General features: G+C 35.0%; 16 protein-coding genes, 2 tRNA genes and 2 pseudogenes. 11 read left to right on the top strand and 9 right to left on the bottom strand.

Annotated elements, in window-relative coordinates:
* Positions 1–146 precede the first annotated feature (146 nt).
* The 3 genes and pseudogenes from AAGD50_RS06435 to AAGD50_RS06425 all read right to left on the bottom strand — a co-directional run bounded on the left by AAGD50_RS06435 (position 147) and on the right by AAGD50_RS06425 (position 3,582).
* On the bottom strand, positions 147–2,063 hold the full coding sequence (locus AAGD50_RS06435; protein WP_155969319.1) for an ATP-dependent helicase: 1,917 nt from the start codon (positions 2,061–2,063) through the stop codon (positions 147–149).
* A 127-nt stretch (positions 2,064–2,190) separates the two neighbouring features.
* On the bottom strand, positions 2,191–2,520 hold the full coding sequence (locus tag AAGD50_RS06430) for a hypothetical protein (protein WP_246165590.1): 330 nt from the start codon (positions 2,518–2,520) through the stop codon (positions 2,191–2,193).
* A gap of 73 nt (positions 2,521–2,593) precedes the next feature.
* Positions 2,594–3,582: pseudogene (locus AAGD50_RS06425) on the bottom strand (IS630 family transposase).
* A gap of 322 nt (positions 3,583–3,904) precedes the next feature.
* Between AAGD50_RS06425 and AAGD50_RS06420 the strand changes: the two are divergent.
* The 8 genes from AAGD50_RS06420 to ccmE all read left to right on the top strand — a co-directional run bounded on the left by AAGD50_RS06420 (position 3,905) and on the right by ccmE (position 11,637).
* On the top strand, positions 3,905–4,621 hold the full coding sequence (locus AAGD50_RS06420; RefSeq protein ID WP_174515685.1) for a hypothetical protein: 717 nt from the start codon (positions 3,905–3,907) through the stop codon (positions 4,619–4,621).
* Positions 4,622–4,694: 73 nt separating this feature from the next.
* Positions 4,695–5,282: an NADH-quinone oxidoreductase subunit J gene (locus tag AAGD50_RS06415; protein ID WP_264339643.1), complete on the top strand. Its 588-nt coding sequence runs from the start codon at positions 4,695–4,697 to the stop codon at positions 5,280–5,282.
* Positions 5,273–5,581 carry an NADH-quinone oxidoreductase subunit NuoK gene (gene nuoK / locus AAGD50_RS06410; RefSeq protein ID WP_006012916.1) on the top strand — a complete coding sequence of 103 codons (309 nt, stop codon included), beginning with the start codon at positions 5,273–5,275 and terminating at the stop codon, positions 5,579–5,581. The genes AAGD50_RS06415 and nuoK overlap by 10 nt, the downstream gene beginning before the upstream one ends.
* Before the next feature lie 4 nt (positions 5,582–5,585).
* Positions 5,586–7,433, top strand: a complete 1,848-nt coding sequence (gene nuoL / locus AAGD50_RS06405) for an NADH-quinone oxidoreductase subunit L (protein ID WP_182309334.1) — start codon at positions 5,586–5,588, stop codon at positions 7,431–7,433.
* 3 nt (positions 7,434–7,436) lie between these two features.
* Positions 7,437–8,879 carry a NuoM family protein gene (locus AAGD50_RS06400; protein WP_264339642.1) on the top strand — a complete coding sequence of 481 codons (1,443 nt, stop codon included), beginning with the start codon at positions 7,437–7,439 and terminating at the stop codon, positions 8,877–8,879.
* Positions 8,876–10,240, top strand: coding sequence for an NADH-quinone oxidoreductase subunit N (locus AAGD50_RS06395; protein WP_264723872.1), 1,365 nt, complete (start codon positions 8,876–8,878; stop codon positions 10,238–10,240). Before AAGD50_RS06400 ends, AAGD50_RS06395 begins: the two co-directional genes overlap by 4 nt.
* Before the next feature lie 17 nt (positions 10,241–10,257).
* Positions 10,258–11,127, top strand: coding sequence for a biotin--[acetyl-CoA-carboxylase] ligase (locus AAGD50_RS06390; protein WP_341810036.1), 870 nt, complete (start codon positions 10,258–10,260; stop codon positions 11,125–11,127).
* Between the two features lie 117 nt (positions 11,128–11,244).
* Positions 11,245–11,637: a cytochrome c maturation protein CcmE gene (gene ccmE / locus AAGD50_RS06385; RefSeq protein ID WP_264723874.1), complete on the top strand. Its 393-nt coding sequence runs from the start codon at positions 11,245–11,247 to the stop codon at positions 11,635–11,637.
* Positions 11,638–11,714: 77 nt separating this feature from the next.
* On the opposite strand, the gene AAGD50_RS06380 is transcribed toward ccmE, so the two are convergent.
* The 3 genes from AAGD50_RS06380 to AAGD50_RS06370 form a co-directional block, all read right to left on the bottom strand.
* Positions 11,715–12,146: a hypothetical protein gene (locus AAGD50_RS06380; RefSeq protein WP_264723875.1), complete on the bottom strand. Its 432-nt coding sequence runs from the start codon at positions 12,144–12,146 to the stop codon at positions 11,715–11,717.
* Positions 12,147–12,270: 124 nt separating this feature from the next.
* Positions 12,271–12,585: a hypothetical protein gene (locus AAGD50_RS06375; protein ID WP_264723876.1), complete on the bottom strand. Its 315-nt coding sequence runs from the start codon at positions 12,583–12,585 to the stop codon at positions 12,271–12,273.
* 62 nt (positions 12,586–12,647) lie between these two features.
* Positions 12,648–13,808 (bottom strand): magnesium transporter MgtE N-terminal domain-containing protein, encoded by a 1,161-nt coding sequence (locus AAGD50_RS06370; protein ID WP_341810035.1) that lies wholly within the window; start codon positions 13,806–13,808, stop codon positions 12,648–12,650.
* Positions 13,809–14,039: 231 nt separating this feature from the next.
* Between AAGD50_RS06370 and AAGD50_RS06365 the strand changes: the two are divergent.
* Positions 14,040–14,802: pseudogene (locus AAGD50_RS06365) on the top strand (IS5 family transposase).
* Here the strand turns inward: AAGD50_RS06365 and AAGD50_RS06360 are convergent.
* A complete protein-coding gene (locus AAGD50_RS06360; protein ID WP_341810034.1) occupies positions 14,784–15,014 on the bottom strand; it encodes a hypothetical protein in 231 nt (76 codons plus the stop codon). The pseudogene AAGD50_RS06365 and the gene AAGD50_RS06360 sit on opposite strands and share 19 nt — an antisense overlap.
* Positions 15,015–15,226: 212 nt before the next feature.
* Positions 15,227–15,302 (bottom strand) — tRNA-Ala (locus AAGD50_RS06355).
* A 320-nt stretch (positions 15,303–15,622) separates the two neighbouring features.
* Here AAGD50_RS06355 and AAGD50_RS06350 point away from each other — a divergent pair.
* A tRNA-Lys gene (locus AAGD50_RS06350) sits at positions 15,623–15,695 on the top strand.
* A gap of 19 nt (positions 15,696–15,714) precedes the next feature.
* Positions 15,715–16,968, top strand: a complete 1,254-nt coding sequence (gene nuoF, locus AAGD50_RS06345; RefSeq protein ID WP_155969053.1) for an NADH-quinone oxidoreductase subunit NuoF — start codon at positions 15,715–15,717, stop codon at positions 16,966–16,968.
* A 28-nt stretch (positions 16,969–16,996) separates the two neighbouring features.
* Here nuoF and infC read toward each other — a convergent pair whose 3' ends face one another.
* Complete coding sequence (infC, locus tag AAGD50_RS06340) at positions 16,997–17,515, bottom strand: translation initiation factor IF-3 (protein WP_065094376.1); 519 nt, start codon at positions 17,513–17,515, stop codon at positions 16,997–16,999.
* Between the last annotated feature and the right edge of the window lie 3 nt (positions 17,516–17,518).

Below are 17,518 nucleotides of genomic sequence, written 5' to 3'. Positions count from 1 at the left end.
CTTCTATTGTCTATTTGTTTGTTATGTAATAGAAATTGGTATGAGATTGAAGAATTAAGTGTGAACGGTTACAGAATTTTTGCCAGGAGAAACATATAGTTAAAGTAATTCAGATTTGTAAGATATGTTTATCTGCAATTATAGCTTCAACAGTAGGCAATGTTGCTTTTAATTACCTCAACATTTTCTCTTGGCAATTCTTTAATGAACCGAGAAGTGCGCATCGGTTGCCACTGGTTGTTAATTTCCCTCCTATCTGCACATGAAATGATTAACCTTTCTTTGGCTCTGGTTATGCCAACATATGCGAGTCTCCTTTCTTCTTCTAAAGCTTTACCACTTTTGTCATCAAAAGATCTTTGATGAGGAAATAATCCCTCTTCCCAACCAGGTAGAAACACGCACGGGAATTCAAGTCCTTTGGCTGCATGAAGAGTCATAACATATACGGTGTCATCGTTATTCATATTATCCACTTCCATCACCAAACTTATGTGCTCCAAGAAAGTTGTGGCATTATCGAAATTTTTTAAAGATGAGATGAGCTCCTTGACATTTTCTATTCGTGCTAAGCCTGTTACCTCCTCATTTTCAAGCATTTCAATATACCCTGATTGGTTTGCTACGATTTTAACGAATTCATGCAGTGGTTTTACGCTTACTATTTCTTCCCAAGCTTTAATTTTATTTAAAAAATCATTTAGTGAGAGTTTAATTCTTTCGGTTACTTGATTACTATTAACTAATATTTTTGCTGCCTCAAAAAAAGAAATTTTGTTATCCTGAGCAGTCGTGTATATTTTCTTTAGAGTTGTAGCTCCTATGCTTCTTTTTGGCCGGTTTACGATCCTTTCGAAAGCTAAGTCATCGTTATTGTTTGTAACGAGTCTTAAATATGCAATTATATCCCTGACTTCCTGACGTTCGTAGAATTTTACGCCACTTATAATCTTGTAGGGAATTGAATATTTTATAAAATACTCTTCGAGAACTCTAGTTTGAAAAGTGGCCCTTACCAGCACTGCAATGTCACTAAATCTGTATTTATTGAGCTTTAATATCTGTTCGCTTATGAACCTTGCTTCAGCTTTTCCGTCCCATAATTTTATTAGATTTACCTTTTCCCCTTCAATGTTTGTTGTCCACAATTTTTTTTCTAAGCGAGTCTTATTGTGATTGATAACATATGACGCAGTTGCAAGTATGTGGGATGTTGACCTGTAGTTACACTCTAGTTTAACGGTTTTTGCATTTTTAAAATCATCAGAAAACTTCAAAATATTTTCAACTTCTGCACCACGCCAACTATATATCGACTGGTCATCATCTCCTACACAGCAAATATTTGAGTGCTCTTTTGCAAGGTATTTTAGCCAAAGATATTGTATCGCATTTGTATCTTGATATTCATCTACCATGACATATTTAAACTTGTTTTGGTAGTAGGACAGAACTTCGGTCTTTTGATTAAAGAGTTGTATGTTATATAGCAATAAGTCACCAAAATCGACAGAGTTAAGGAATCTCAACCTTTCCTGATACTGGTGATAGACTTTGAGTGCAGTTACGTACACTGGCCTAAATGATTGAATATCTTCCACTTCAGATGGCAATAAGCACTTCTCTTTCCATTGCTGAATAATATTCATAATGGTCTTACATTTTTCTGATAGGTAATCAGGGCTTATTTCATTGATAATATTTTTTATTACCTGTAATTGGTCATCCACACCAATGATTGTAAAATTGGGGTTTAAGCCCACAATTTCTGCGTGCAGGCGCAAAATTTTTGCTGCAATTGCATGGAAAGTGCCAAGCCATGGTATGTTTGTGCCCGTTAGCTCAAGTACCCTTGATACCATCTCATTTGCTGCTTTATTTGTGAATGTAACAGCTAATATTTCATCAGAATAAGCGTGACCATTTCTAATTATGTGTGCTATTCTTGAAGTAATCGTTCTTGTTTTTCCGGTTCCGGCTCCTGCCAATATTAAAACCGGTCCATCTATGTTAGTTACAGCTGATTGTTGTTCTGGATTTAGCAGTGAGAGATAATCGTTCATCGTAGCCCTATAGATTATAACTTCGTAAAGTTAAACCTATGATTGAAATATTGTAAAGGTTTTATTGAATAGAACAGTTAAAGAATGCTTCACTCAAGTACTACATATTTAAACGTAGGTTTTACATCTATTTTGTTTTAGTAGTTTCAGGTGTATGTCGAGTAACAACAACTTGATTTGAGGTATTGGCACCAGAACTTCTGCTTGTTGGGTGGATAAGTGGAGTTTGGAATGGCTTATATGTACGGTTTAGTTCCTTCATTTCTATTTCTTCAACTTCAACAAGGGGTTTTTCTTTTGGGGTATAGCGATTATGCGTTGCAGGTCGTTCAGTGAGATTTTCATATGTTTCTTTCAACCAAGTTCCGATATCATACATAAATCCATACGCTTTTTCTTTAAATTCTCTCAATGATCTACTGAAACTTGCTAGTGTGTTATTAAAGTAAATTGTCATATAGTCTCTTGTGGTGTATTGATAACTTTCTCCATCTAGTCTGCTACTTTGTGCGTTATACCAATTCTCATTACTAGTGAATCAAATAAGCGGCATTGCAGAGTTTTTTAATTGTGGAGTGAGAAAGAGAGGTAATAAATTTGCACAAAGCGCTCTCAAGCAAAGCAATTGTGTCGTAGATTTTGTTACGCAAAATGTTCTGTTTTATATATAACCAAAACCTCTCAACAGGATTGAGGTCAGGTGAGTATGGTGGTAGGTATATAATGTCGATATTTTTAGGTACTTTTAAATTTTTTGACTTATGCCAACTAGCACAATCCATGATAAGAAATGCCTCCCTTGTTCCTAAATATTGTGACATCTGCTCAAGGAATATATTCATACAATCAGTATTGACGTTTGAGCTAGAACTTTCTCCATTTCTGGGATTAACTGCACTATAGAGATAAAAATTTTGCCTACCTAGTTTTACCTTAACCTGTGTCCTAATGCCTTTTTTAAACCACCCGTGTCCAATCTTTGAATGTGTGCCAAACCGCGATTCATCGAAGAAAAATAGCTCTTTTTCATGATACATGACAATAGTTTCATTAAGATTTTTTTTTAAATTCCTCTTGTTTACTTTTATCTTGTCCGTTATGCACTGGTCTTGGTGTGATATATGAGAATTTCATTCTTTGCATATTACGGTGTACTGTAGATTTGCTGATATTCAAACCAAACTTTTCTTGAATTCTTATTTTCATTTCTTTTATAGTAATATTGGGGTTTTCCTCTATCCACACCTCAACTTGTTCACGTTGACTTTGATTCAATATAGTTTTTCTACGGCGTTGAGGCGGAGCAAATAATTTTTCTTCTCTGCCAAATTTTAGGTCATGCAGTAAGTGCCTTTCTTGAAATGCAGCATATCTTTGCTACGGCTGTTATACTGTGCTTTTTTGCTGCAATTACAGCATTTAGTTTTTTTGCAACATATGCGTTATTTCTTACTTTCTTCAGCATTTCTTTTGCTGATTCCACCACTTTTTCATCCAATAATTTTGATCTTAATGCCATTTAAACCTCGCTACTTTACTTACTTCAGTATGGCTTTTTTTCTATTATTGTCTATCCGTTACTTGTGTAGCGGGAATTGGTATAAGAACTATTGTTGCTTTTGAAATAACCAAATATGTTGTACATTTTGAGCTACCGCTGATTATTAATATACATATATTATGCATTAATAAATTAAAGTTGTCAAGAATTTTACTACTTGCACTCTGTAAAGTTTTTGTTGTGTACTTTGAACTTTGAGAAAAATGGACGCCTAAATTTGACAATTGTGAAAATATTAGTTAAAATTATTGTATGTTAAGTATAGTAAATAGGAGAAAATATGCCTACTAATTCTGATGAGCAAAGAAAACTTTCACTTGAAGAACGGATAGTTATTACGTCTTTAACATCTGTGGAAAATTTAAGAATCCATAATGTTGAATCAGTTAAAAAAACGACTGACATAATAAGTTATTATGTTGAACAAATAAAGGAGCCCTTTGAGGAATTTATTAAGCAAATCAATGAGATACATACTTCATTTATGTGGGAACTTGATCGTCTTGATCATGATACTTTGAGAGAACACTTTAATGAAGGAGTAACAATAGATGCACTAAAAGAACATGTGCAATCTGTTGGACAATACTTAGAATGCACTTCAAAGATTTTATATAAATTTGGTAAGTTAAATGATGAAGAAAAACAACAAGGTAGTGATTTAGTAGCAGAAAAACTTAAAATAATAGAAGAGATTTCAAATCCTAAAAGCAAGCCAAACGCTTGTAGAACTTGTTGTGCTTTAAGTGGTGGTGCAATTATTGGAGCAGCTATAGCATACCTTGCAGGAGCTGCCACTTTAGCTCCTGCTATTGTTGCTGTTGCAGTATTTATTGCAGCCACTGTTGTTGGTGCACTGGTGGGTTATGGTATTGGAAAATCTTGTGAAAAGGTCAGTGAAGAAAGGCAAAAGGATCGCCATATGAGCATAGGTACTGTGATTAAGAATGTCCTTACTCCTGAGTGTTTAAAATCACAATCGCAAGTTCATCCATAAGGTAGGCATTTAGTATTGACTTTACAACAATAGTCACTTTAAATTAGTAACTATTGTTGCAGTTAAAGTATCAATGCCTTTTTTCTTTTATTTTTTTGCAATTCTAAGCATTTTATCTGCTGTATGCGTGATTAGCGTAAGAAATCCTGTGCATGCAGTATTATTTTTAATTTTCACCTTCGTTAACTCTGCAGTGCTTTTCATTCTTCTTGGAGCTGAATTCATTGCTATGATGGTACTGATAGTATACATCGGTGCAGTTGCAGTGTTATTCCTCTTTGTAGTTATGATGCTCGATATTGACTACATAAGGTTGCGCCAGGGTTTTGCAAAGCATTTCACTCTTGGTGCTATATTATGTGTTGTGTTTTTTCTAATCATCAGCTTTGTAATCCGCAGCTCAGCACCGAATATAAGCAATGTTATAAACTATAATACTAATAACGTGAAAGCTATTGGTAATTTGCTATATACTGACTATATGTATGCTTTTCATCTTTCTGGAATTTTGCTGCTTGTTGCAATTGTCGGTGCAATTGCTCTTACTTTGCAGGATAAGAAAAAAGGAGTTAAAAAACAGAATGTGTTAAAGCAATTGACGCAATCTTCATCTGTAAAATTGATTAAGGCTAAATTTGGAAAAGGAGTAGAATGGAAATAGGATTAAATCATTTTCTGATAGTTGCTGCTGTTTTGTTCACTATTGGAGTGTGCGGTATTTTCATCAACCGTAAGAGCATAATCAATATATTGTTATCAATAGAAATATTATTGCTGGCAATTAATATCAACTTAGTTGCTTTTTCTGCCTTTATGAATGATATAGTTGGGCAAATTTTTGTGATGTTTGTGTTGACTGTTGCGGCAGCAGAGTCAGGAGTTGGGCTTGCAATATTGGTTGTATATTATAGAAGCCGTGGCAATATAGACGTTGAACAAGCGAACTTAATGAAAGAATAAAAGTATGACGTATATACTGAAATTAATAGTATTTTTGCCACTTTTTGGTTCGCTATTTGCAGCACTTTTTAGAAAAAGTCAGTTAGTTACAACGGCAGGGATTGGAATATCTGCAGTTTTATCTTGGTATGTTTTTCTCACCTTCTCTGAAAATTATCACTTGAGTTTATTTCCTTTGTTTTCATTGAGCATCTTAAAAGTAAATTGGGCAATTAGTGTGGATGCTCTCTCATCCTTAATGCTTATTGTTATTACCACCGTTTCACTGGTAGTACATCTCTACTCTATCGGTTATATGGAGCATGATAAGGGGAAGTCGAGGTTTTTTTCTTACCTATCGCTATTTACGTTTTGCATGATTGTGCTGGTTGTAAGCGATAATTTCGTGCAGCTTTTTTTTGGCTGGGAAGGGGTTGGCCTATGTTCTTATTTACTCATAGGATTTTGGTTCCAAAAATATTCTGCAAATAATGCAGCAATTAAAGCATTTGTTGTGAATAGGGTAGGAGACTTTGCACTATTGATTGGAATCTTTCTTATTTATTATACATTTCACTCTTTGAATTTTACTGAAGTTTTCGACACAACTGATCTTCTTGGCACGCAGAACATTAGGGCATTCTGCTGTGAATTCAAAGTAACTCATATAATATGCATATTACTTTTTATTGGCTGTATGGGTAAATCTGCACAGCTTGGTTTACATGTTTGGTTGCCAGATGCAATGGAAGGGCCAACTCCTGTTTCTGCACTTATTCACGCAGCAACGATGGTAACAGCAGGTATATTTTTAGTAGCAAAGTGTTCTCCATTGTTTGAGTTATCAAATGTGGCACGAGAATTAATAGTTATCGTTGGAGCACTCACTGCTTTTTTTGCAGCCACCGTTGCAATTACTCAGAACGATATAAAGAAAATAATTGCTTATTCAACCTGCAGTCAACTTGGTTATATGTTCATGGCATGTGGGCTTTCTGCTTACAATGTTGCTATTTTTCATTTAATGACACACGCTTTTTTTAAAGCTCTACTATTTCTTGGTGCTGGCAATGTGATTCATGCAATGCATCATGAGCAAAACATTCAGAAAATGGGAAATTGCTGGAAGAAAATCCCTTGCACTTACGCTCTCATGTGGATTGGATCTCTTGCGCTTTCTGGGATATTCCCATTTGCAGGTTTTTATTCAAAGGATTTGATAATTGAACATGCTTATAGCACGGATAGCTTTGCTTTTGTAATAAGCTTAGTTGTTGCATTCTTCACAGCGTTTTACTCTTGGAGGTTATTGCTTCTTGTGTTCCACAGCCAAAAACAAAGTAAAATTAATATACATGAGGCACCAAAGATTATGCTTATACCATTACTGATACTCGCTTTTGGATCAGTATTTTCTGGAATATGGGGAGCAAATATTTTGAACATAACTAGTAATGCGTTTTGGAAATCAAGTTTAGTGATGATTGATGAGCATGGAGTTCATAATTTCTTTATAAAACTACTGCCAACCTTAGCAAGCCTAAGTGGAATAGCACTTGCGTACCTAATTTACCAATATCAAGTAATTAGGCAAATTAAGAGTAAATTTTTACTTAAGTTTTTGCAGAATAAATGGTACTTTGATGAGGTGTATGAGTTTGTTATAATTGCACCGATAAGGTTTATATCTAGGCTTCTATGGAAGTTTGATGTTAAGGCTATTGATTCATTTGGACCAAATGGTGTTGTAAGGTTGGTTAATGAATGTTCAAAAAGTTCTATAAAGTTACAAACTGGTTATATATTTGATTATGCATTTATTATGTTTGTTACTCTAATAATCGGTGCTTTATATATTATTGGAATTAAATAGAAGGTGTTGTTACTTAGTATATTCTTGCTTCCACTGATAGGAGCGTTGATTTTATCCTTAATCAGGATTAATCATCAATCTATACACCTAAGATTCCTTGCTCTATTTTTTGCTGTACTTCCATTTTTGCTTAGCATTGTAGTTTGTATAGAATTTGATTATAACAATGCGGACTTTCAGTTTGTCAGCTACCCAATTAGAAATGTTGGAATAGGGATAGATGGTATATCGTTGCTTTTCCTTCTGCTTACAACTTTCTTGTTTGTAATTTGTATACTCTACAACTGCAAAATGAGTTATACGACCCTAAAAGCCTATATGGCATTGTTTCTACTGCTTGAGAGTTTTGTAGTCGGTTTTTTCGTTTCACTGAATGCTATAAGCTTTTATGTGTTTTTTGAAGCTGTTTTAATACCAATGTTCTTTATTATTGGCATCTGGGGAGGAAAACACAGGGTATATGCAACGTTTAAGTTGTTTCTTTATACATTAACTGGCTCATTATTATTTCTACTTGGATTGGTTTACATCTATAACATTTTTGGAACGTTTAATATACAAAAATTAGCTACATTAGTGCCAAGCCTTGATCTTGAAGTGCAGTCATTGCTGTGGATTGCATTTTTTATTTCTTTTGCAATAAAAGTACCGATGTTTCCATTTCACACTTGGCTTCCTGATGCGCATGTACAATCACCAACTTCTGGATCTGTGATTTTAGCTGGCTTGCTTATTAAAATGGGAGGATATGGATTTTTAAGGTTTTCTATTCCAATGCTTCCTCAGGCAAGTTTATATTTTTCAAATTTCGTTGTTGTGCTGAGCATTATTGCGGTGATATATGCTTCGCTAGTTGCGTTTGCTCAAGATGATATAAAGAAGTTAATAGCTTATTCTTCAATAGCACATATGGGGATCGTTACTGCTGGCCTCTTTTCATTTTGTGAGGAAGGAGTACTGGGTAGCATATTTCAAATGATTAGTCATGGCCTTATTTCTGCTGCTTTATTTTTGTGTGTTGGAATGCTATATACTCGAACTGGAACTTTGGAGATTGCAAAATATTTTGGCATAGTAAACACAATGCCAAAATTTGGTTTTATGTTCATTTTATTTTCAATGGCTTCAATAGGGCTACCTGGAACATCTGGATTCATAGGTGAGTTTTTGGCTATGGTTGGAATGTTTAAGAGCATAGGGTTTTTTACAGGATTTATCGCACTTGGCACTATTTTAAGCGCAGTTTATATGCTGAATTTATGTAAGCAAATAATATGGGGGGTTAGCTATTCTAAATTATTAAATAACCGCTTGGATAGCATAGAATTTTCTGTCTTAATTCTGCTTGCAGTGTTTGTTATTTTGCTTGGATTCTACCCAACCCTTGCACTGAATTATTTGAAGCCATGTATGGCAAATTTGTTAGTCAAATATAATGCGCTATGAATTATATACAGATATTGCCGGAAACGTTCTCTATTATCTCCTCGTTAGTGTTGCTACTGCTTGGAATTATATTTAACCGCCGAACTATCAACTTATTAGCACTTGGCTGCACAGTGGTAACTTTGATTATTTTAATTATTTCGGCAGAAAACAATGAAATTTTTCTCTTTAATTCGTTGTTAAAACTCAATTTATACATCAGGTCAGCCCAAGGGTTAATTCTCAGCACAGGAATTTTAATACTTTTGATGCTGAATTTATCAAAATATGACTATAAATATGAATTTTCAATACTGATTCTTTTTGCGCTATTTGGCATGATAACTTTGGTTTCAGCAAATAGTCTGATTTCTTTTTATTTAGCTTTTGAGTTGATGAGTATATCTTTGTATGTTCTTGCGAGCTTTAATAAAGATTCAGCTTATTCATGTGAAGCAGGAGTGAAATATTTTACACTTAGTGCACTATCTTCCTGCATTATGCTATATGGAATGTCGCTGCTTTATGGATATACAGGACAAGTCAATTTCTCTGAGCTCGGTTCATTCTTGCAAAGCCATCAGATAACTTATGGAATAGTTTTTGGGTTAGTTTTTATCCTTATTGGTTTGTGTTTCAAGCTTGCTATTGCTCCTTTTCATATGTGGGCTCCAGATGTCTATCAAGGTGCACCTACCATAGTAACTGCGTTTTTTTCTACGGCCCCAAAAGCTGCACTTGTAACATTTTTAATTCGATTGATGAATGAAGAGTTAGTAAATGTAAAAAGTTATGTTCAGCCTATTTTCTTATACGTTTCAGCATTGTCTGTGCTTATCTCAGCTTTTGAGGCTTTGCGTCAGCAAAACTTAAAAAGGCTGCTTGCTTACAGTTCAATTGGTCACATTGGTTTTATATTTGCTTCACTTTCTATTTTTACACAAGCAGGAACAGATAGTGCCTTAATGTATCTGGTGATATATATCATCACAAGCATAGGGCTATTCTCATATCTCGTACAAATTGACGATGACGATTGTGATATTGCAAACTTGTCTGGTATAGGGAAGAAACGCCCAATTGTAGCATTTCATCTTTCTGTGCTGTTACTCTCGATGTCGGGAATACCTCCACTTGCGGGTTTTATCGCTAAATTTTTTATATTCAAAAGTTTAATAAATTCTGGCTTTATCACCCTGTCTTTGATCCTTGTAATGGCAAGTGTTATATCGTGTTACTATTATCTAAATATTATAAAAGCTATGTATTTCGATAAAGCTAGTGGTAATAAGGTTACTTATTCTAAGGGTCTATTCATTATCACTTCGGTGGCTTCACTGATTAACCTCGTTCTTTTCTTGTACGTTTTACTCACTCATTGAACTAAAGGGCTGACAAGGTGATCCCTGAGGGTTTTCATATTCATCATTACAAAGAAGTTTTAAGCACTAATGGAAAAGCACTGGACTTAATTAACAGAGGAATATCAAATGAAACTGTTATTATTGCCGATAAACAAACAGAAGGCAGGGGGCGCACCGGAAAAAGTTGGGTTTCTCCAGAAGGTAATTTCTATGCGAGTTTGGTGATAAACCTCTTTAACGATTATCCGAATGAAAGCCAGCTTTCGGTGTCATTCCAGTGCGTGACGCTGGAATCTAGGAATCAAGAAGCATGGATCCCAGTGTCAAGCACTGGGATGACATCGGATGGTACTGGGATAACAGTAGGCTTAACGAGTCAAGTTAAAGACATCAGCAAATTAACAGAATTGACTTTTGTGACTGCTCTTGTTGTAGGGAATACTTTACTGTCATTTATGGATGATAGTAACATTCAATATAAATGGCCAAATGATGTCCTAGTTGATAGTAAAAAAATCAGTGGAATATTGCTTGAAAAAAGATCCAATTCGAATTGGCTTATTGTAGGAATTGGAATTAATGTCAATCATGCACCACTTCCAGGAACAACGTGTATTAGCAATTACGGTGAATCTGTGTCTAACATAGATCTATTAGAGAAATTAATAATAAATTTTAATAAGCTAAGAAAGCAATGGCTGTTTGATGGGTTTTATGCTATAAGAAAAATGTGGCTCACAAGAGCATTCAAGATGAACGAGCAAATCAGTGTAAAGTTAGCTGACAAATTGTACGAAGGAATTTTTGCTGATATAGATGAAAGTGGTAAATTGGTGTTGCAGCAAAAGGATGGAAGCTTAATTTATTTTGATGCAGGTGAGTTATTTATTAACGATATATTATGAACACGTATGTGATTTTTGCTTACCTTATTAGTCTTACATTGATTACCGGAGAACTGATTCTTACCATTTCTTGCTATATTAAAAGTAAAAAAATTCTAGAAAGCCTGAAAGATAATAATGAAGAAGAAACATAAGCGATTACTTATAACTTCAGGAATTTTCTGCTTTTTAAGTTGTGCAGTTTTTTTTATTTTAACAACGCTCAAAGAAAATATCTCATTTTTCTATACAGTAAGTGAGGCAATAGTTTTACCAAATAGTCAAAAACTAATCCGTGTTGGTGGAATGGTTGTTGAAAATAGCGTGATACGCAACGAAAGTGAAGTGATTTTTCAAATGACAGATTTTAATAAGAGCGTTATGGTGAAATATCAGGGAATACTTCCACCAATGTTTTCAGAAAAAAGTGGTATTGTTGTGCAAGGTAAAATGTCTGATAACAGTACCTTTCTTGCAGATACGGTGTTTGCAAAACATGATGAGAACTATATGCCGAAAGTTTTAAAATAGATTCCTTAATCTGGCTATATTGAAATAGTATGTAGAGAGAGTAACAGCCTGCTAGCAAGCTGTGACTTTCCTAACTACTACAATATATCAGAGTGAGTTGGTGCTTCCCATTCATCTATGTCGTCATCACTAACCGTTCCTGTTTTTAATTTTTCAACTTCTTCTCTTAGATTATTAAAGTTTTTTTCCAAACTTTCATAATTCTGATTAGTACCCATAACTACCTTGTCTAAATCATATAAATCCTTACTCAATTTATTCTGAACATAGTTTGCATTAAGCCTCAATTGGTAATCCAAGCCAGAAACAAATGTGTCGTTTAAATCTTCGACTAGTTTGTCTAGAACTTTATGAACATAGCCAACCGACGCATTCTTTTCTTTATTGCTCTCAAAAGATTTAGGCTTAATTTTGACTTCTATGTCATCTATTACTCTAGAGTTATCTCCGCCTATTATGCCTATTAATTCAAAGTCTTTTCCTGTTGCCTTCATACTGTAATCACTCATATTAACTCCTATAAAAAATTATAATTTTCAAAATCAACTCAGCTACATTGAAATGATATGTGAAAAAAGTAATAGCCCAGTGGGCTATTACTTTTTCTTATTTTTGCTAATTATTAGCTATTTTCTATCCTAGTGGATTTAACTCTGGAGAAAAAAAGGTGTTGGGGTTTATTATGTCAGAATCCGTGAATGAATCTACTTCTTCTCTCAATTTATCGATTTTCTCAATTAAACCTGAATCTTCATCACCAATTTCCTTCTTTATTGTAGATAAATGCTGTGTGGTTTTGCTTACTACGTTATTGATATGTCTTATTATGGGATTGACTGATTCTACAAATGTGGAAACTTTTACCATCCCTGTCTTTCCTTCTATCTCTTTTAGTGGTGCCTCAATTAACTCCACATTAAATTTTTTATCTTCTGTTGAATTACTCATATTTATTAACTCCTTAAATAATAATATTAAAAATAATGTTATTCATTATCTTCTGTAATCTGCTAAACAGATATGGAGTAATCCTGAACAGTATAAGCATCATTACTGTTAAGGTAATACTCTTCATTTACTACAGAAGAATGTTGATAGCTAAATTGATTGGGGTTAACTATATCATCACCTTCCAGCAATTCCTTAAGTTCTTCAAGTTTTTCTTTCATTTCCTCTTGTTTCTTGTTTTGTTCATCAAACTTCTCTTTTAACGCATCAATAATAGCTTTAGACTGATCTTGATTGCCAAGATCACCAATCACAGCTGTCACTTTCTCATAAGGCAGTTTGTGAATGATGTCTTTAAGCTCTTCTGCACCTACGTTATCCAAAAGTTCTTTAAACTGCTCATTAGACATATTGCGAGCAAAAGCTTGAAGTTTTTCTGGATTATCAACTAAAGACTTAATGATAATCTGAATCTTATTAGAATCAGTTAAATCCTGAGCAATTGCTTCGAGTTTCTCATGATCAAGCTTATTAACTAAGTCTTTCAGTTGTTCTTCTTGCAGACTATTTACTAAAGCTTTCAACTGATCACCTTCTAATTCTTTGGAGAGTATTGTCAAGTGGTGCTCAGCCAAGTCTTTTGCAAGCACTGTAAATTGCTCGTCATTTAAAGTTTTAATAAGTGCTTTGAACTGATCCACTTTTAAGTGAGGTAAAATTTCTTTTACTTGCTCTGGATTTAAGTCTCTAACTAGAGCTTCAAGCTGAGCATCATTTAAAATAGGAACAATTATTTGTAACTTTTCTGGATTTAGTTCCTGAGCAAGAGTTTGTAATTGGTGATTGGTTAGATGATCCACTAAAGCTTGGAGTTGTTCATCTGTTAAGTTCTTTGCTAAGGTCTGTAGTTGGCTTGAGCTCAGTTCAGGAATTATTTTTTGCAGTTGCTCGTTACTAAGAGTATTGGTAAGAGTTTTTAGTTGATCGTCTGTTAGGCCCTGAATAAAAACTTTAGTAAACGCGTTTGATAGCAACAGTAGCACATCTCTTATATGTCTCTCACCGTAGTATAACATAATGTCTTGTAATACCTCATTGTCAGGTGAATCGATTATATTTCCTGCCTCGTCTGAAAAATAATATTTATTGTTGCCAGTATCTGAATCTTCCCATGTTACATATTTGTATTCCAATTTTTTTGATTTAATAGAACTGCTACACATAGTTTTGAAAGGCTGCACAAGCTCTCTTGTATATGATAACTTAGCCAACTCATTACCGTAATATACAAATGTATGGTTACTTTTTACATAATCTAAGTTAGAATCACTTTTATAATCTTTGGCTACCAGATTTCCTTCATTTTCTTCCTCCAGACATATGTAACTGTCTAGGTCTTGTCGACATAAAAAAAAATAGTGATATAGAGTACTCTTTATTAATAGGTAAAGAGAATGCTATATGATTTAAAAGATGAGCAATGGGAGAGAATAAAAAACAGTCTGCCAGGTAAGGAAGGAGATAGAGGAAGAAGCGCAAAAGATAACAGGAGATTCGTAGCTGCAATAATGTGGATAGGTAGAACAGGAGCAACATGGAGAGCATTGCCGGCTGAGTATGGAAAATGGTCAAGTGTACATAAACGTTTTATAAGGTGGGCAAAATCTGGTGTTTGGCAGATGATTTTCAACACATTAGCTGTTAATGGAGACACAGAGTGGCTCATGATAGACTCAACAATAATCAGGGCACATCAACATGCTGCTGGTGCAAGAAAAAAATGTGGAAACTGGTAGACAAGAACAAGAGCTGGGACGGTGCAAAGGAGGATTTTCAAGCAAATTACACGCTGCTTGTGATGCTTTGGGCAACCCACTGAGATTCTTTGTTACTGCAGGGCAAAGATCGGATTACGTAAAAGCTTTAGACCTGATAGAAGGCAAGAACATGGAGGCACTTATTGCCGATAAAGGGTATGACGCAAATTATATGATTGAGGCTGCAGAAGCTGTAAATGCTGAGCCAGTAATCCCACCGCGTTCCAACAGAAAAACACCAAGAGAATATGACAAAGAATTGTATAAAGAGAGAAACTTAATCGAAAGGATGTTCAACAAAATCAAGCACTTCCGCAGAGTTGCTACACGCTACGACAAATTGGCCATAGCTTTTCTGTCTTTTGTTCACATTGCTGGCATTTATCTTTGGTTAAAATAAATGTCGACACTGCCTAGGCAAGAACTGCTGCAAAGTTTTATAGGCAATAAGCCTAGTACTACATCGTTTTTATCATCCAGCGATACAAGCTCAACTTTTTTAATAGGCATTGTAGGATCATTACCTTCAGGCCACTTTATCCTTGTAGTCGGGGTTTTTCTAAACACCTCTTTTCCAGGTATCATCTTAAAAACATGCTTTTTTCCACTCATAGGCGTTACCAATAAATTAATTGTTAGTATTCTAACATTTATTGATTAATTTATTGTTAAGTTAGTATATATTACAATTGTAATAACCAACATTACTTGTGTAGAGAAAAGTTACGAAAAGAAATAGAGATTTTCAGGGAAATAGTATAAAATCCTCATAGATTAAAATAAGCTGCTTTGACAGGTTTTGTGGCGGCTAGAGCTGTATAGACTGGTGGAGGCAAGCGGGATCGAACCGCTGACCTTCTGCGTGCAAAACAGATGCTCTACCAGCTGAGCTATACCCCCAGGTAATTCTTGCTTAAAGCATAAATCACTCAGGCTGAAATGCAAGAAATATTTATCTATTAGGCTATTGCTAAATAGTGTACAAATTCTGCAGGGTGTACACACTTCTCTATTTTTTTGTCTCCTTAGCGTTATACGTCACACCATCCAAATAAATCTGTGAACTGAAAATTAACAAGAAGTTTTCCTTTAAAAATTTTTTAACTAAATTATCACTAACACAGTATATTATATAATTTATTTAACCACACATGAAAATTTTAGTTTGATTAAAACGGATAAAAACTATATTACTATTGAGTATAGCTGAAAAATGAAATGATCCCGTAGCTCAGCCGGTAGAGCAACTGACTTTTAATCAGTGGGTCACGCGTTCGAATCGCGTCGGGATCACTCACAAATTTTGAAAAACATGCTAAAAGAACAAGACAAAATATTCACCAACCTAAATGGTAAAGAAACTCCACTACTTGAGGGTGCAAAAAAACGTGGTAGCTGGCAAAAAACAAAGGAATTACTGGATTTAGGATCAGAAAAAATCATTGATGAAGTAAAGAAATCTGGTTTGAGAGGTCGAGGGGGTGCAGGATTTTCCACCGGCCTTAAGTGGAGCTTTATGCCCAAAAATCTCCCAAAAGCATATTTAGTAGTCAATGCAGATGAGTCAGAACCTGGTACATGTAAAGATAGAGATATATTGCGATATGAGCCACATAAGTTACTTGAGGGAATTCTCCTGGCCAGCAGAGCGATCAGCGCATCAGTTGCATATATTTATATCAGGGGTGAATTTTATAATGAATATTTAGTTCTAAAAAAGGCACTTGAGGAAGCCTATAAAGAAAACTTAATTGGAAAAAATGCCTGCAAATCAGGTTATGATCTTGATGTGTTTATCCATAGGGGTGCAGGAGCTTACATATGTGGAGAAGAAACAGCTCAACTTGAATCAATTGAAGGAAAAAAGGGCTTTCCTCGCATGAAACCTCCATTTCCTGCAGGTGTTGGACTTTTTGGCTGCCCAACTACAATAAACAACGTTGAAACTATAGCCATGGTTCCAGATATTCTGAATCGCGGAGGAGAATGGTTTGCATCTCTTGGTAAACCAAATAATACTGGTACCAAGGTCTTTTGTATTTCAGGGCACGTAAACAACCCGTGTAATGTTGAAGAAGAGCTCGGAATTCCATTACGTGAATTAATTGAAAAATACGCAGGTGGAGTGCGAGGAGGTTGGGATAATTTACTTGCTGTAATACCTGGTGGGTCTTCAGTGCCATTAATTCCAAAATCTATATGTGATACTATTGAAATGGATTTTGATTCATTAAGAACTGCACAATCAGGGCTTGGTACTGCTGCTGTAATAGTGATGAATAAATCAACTGATATAATAGCTGCAATAGAGAGGTTATCACACTTTTATATGCATGAGTCCTGTGGACAATGCACACCATGCCGTGAAGGTACTGGATGGATGTGGAGGATTATGAAGAGGATGGTGGCAGGAGATATTAAGCCTGATGAAATAGATAAGCTGCTTGACCTTACAACTCAAATAGAAGGACATACAATTTGCGCACTTGGCGATGCTGCAGCTTGGCCGATTCAAGGATTAATAAGACATTTTCGCCATGTTATCAAAGAGAGAGCGATAATTTAACTTTACTTATACTTCTTAAGCCGTTTTGCTACTTAGCAACCAGAGCTAAAAAATATTGATTCCCTTCTCTTTTAGGTGCCAATTCTACCTTTGCGATATCTTCAGTGTCTCGAATTAGCCGTTCTAATTTTTCCAGTCCAACTTCAGTGTTTATAAGCTCTCTCCCTCTAAATCTCATTGTGACTTTAATTTTATGTCCGTGGGCAAGTAAGTCTCTTGCTTGACGCAATTTTGTTCCGTAATCGTGATCACCAATATTGGGACCCAGTTTAATTTCTTTTATAGTTAATGTTTTTTGTTTCTTTTTTGCTTCACTTGCTTTCTTTTTTATATCATACTTTTGTTTGCTATAATCCAGAATTTTACATACTGGAGGGGTTGAATCAGGTGCAATTTCTACCAAGTCTAAACCAACACCCTGTGCAAGCTCCAAAGCTCGTTCTATTAGCACGATTCCGACCATTTCACCACTATGATCAACTAAGCGTACCTCCTTAGCTGTGATGAATCCATTAATTCTGTTTTTATTGTTCTTTTTAACTTGCAAACT

This window comes from Wolbachia endosymbiont (group A) of Apotomis capreana, from assembly GCF_964027025.1.
Taxonomy (GTDB): Bacteria; Pseudomonadota; Alphaproteobacteria; order Rickettsiales; family Anaplasmataceae; genus Wolbachia; species Wolbachia pipientis.
The sequence above is the reverse complement of the archived record's forward strand: the minus strand, read 5'-3'. Positions and strand labels throughout refer to the sequence as shown.

What these genes read in the sequence shown, in the direction of transcription:
- AAGD50_RS06380 (WP_264723875.1), bottom strand. Translation starts at nt 12,146, where the DNA reads ATGAGTGATTACAGTATGAAGGCAACAGGAAAAGACTTTGAATTAATA.
- nuoK (WP_006012916.1), top strand. Translation starts at nt 5,273, where the DNA reads ATGGAAATAGGATTAAATCATTTTCTGATAGTTGCTGCTGTTTTGTTC.
- AAGD50_RS06430 (WP_246165590.1), bottom strand. Translation starts at nt 2,520, where the DNA reads ATGACAATTTACTTTAATAACACACTAGCAAGTTTCAGTAGATCATTG.
- AAGD50_RS06395 (WP_264723872.1), top strand. Translation starts at nt 8,876, where the DNA reads ATGAATTATATACAGATATTGCCGGAAACGTTCTCTATTATCTCCTCG.
- nuoF (WP_155969053.1), top strand. Translation starts at nt 15,715, where the DNA reads ATGCTAAAAGAACAAGACAAAATATTCACCAACCTAAATGGTAAAGAA.
- AAGD50_RS06360 (WP_341810034.1), bottom strand. Translation starts at nt 15,014, where the DNA reads ATGAGTGGAAAAAAGCATGTTTTTAAGATGATACCTGGAAAAGAGGTG.
- AAGD50_RS06415 (WP_264339643.1), top strand. Translation starts at nt 4,695, where the DNA reads ATGCCTTTTTTCTTTTATTTTTTTGCAATTCTAAGCATTTTATCTGCT.
- ccmE (WP_264723874.1), top strand. Translation starts at nt 11,245, where the DNA reads ATGAAGAAGAAACATAAGCGATTACTTATAACTTCAGGAATTTTCTGC.
- AAGD50_RS06370 (WP_341810035.1), bottom strand. Translation starts at nt 13,808, where the DNA reads ATGTGTAGCAGTTCTATTAAATCAAAAAAATTGGAATACAAATATGTA.
- AAGD50_RS06420 (WP_174515685.1), top strand. Translation starts at nt 3,905, where the DNA reads ATGCCTACTAATTCTGATGAGCAAAGAAAACTTTCACTTGAAGAACGG.
- nuoL (WP_182309334.1), top strand. Translation starts at nt 5,586, where the DNA reads ATGACGTATATACTGAAATTAATAGTATTTTTGCCACTTTTTGGTTCG.
- AAGD50_RS06375 (WP_264723876.1), bottom strand. Translation starts at nt 12,585, where the DNA reads ATGAGTAATTCAACAGAAGATAAAAAATTTAATGTGGAGTTAATTGAG.
- AAGD50_RS06435 (WP_155969319.1), bottom strand. Translation starts at nt 2,063, where the DNA reads ATGAACGATTATCTCTCACTGCTAAATCCAGAACAACAATCAGCTGTA.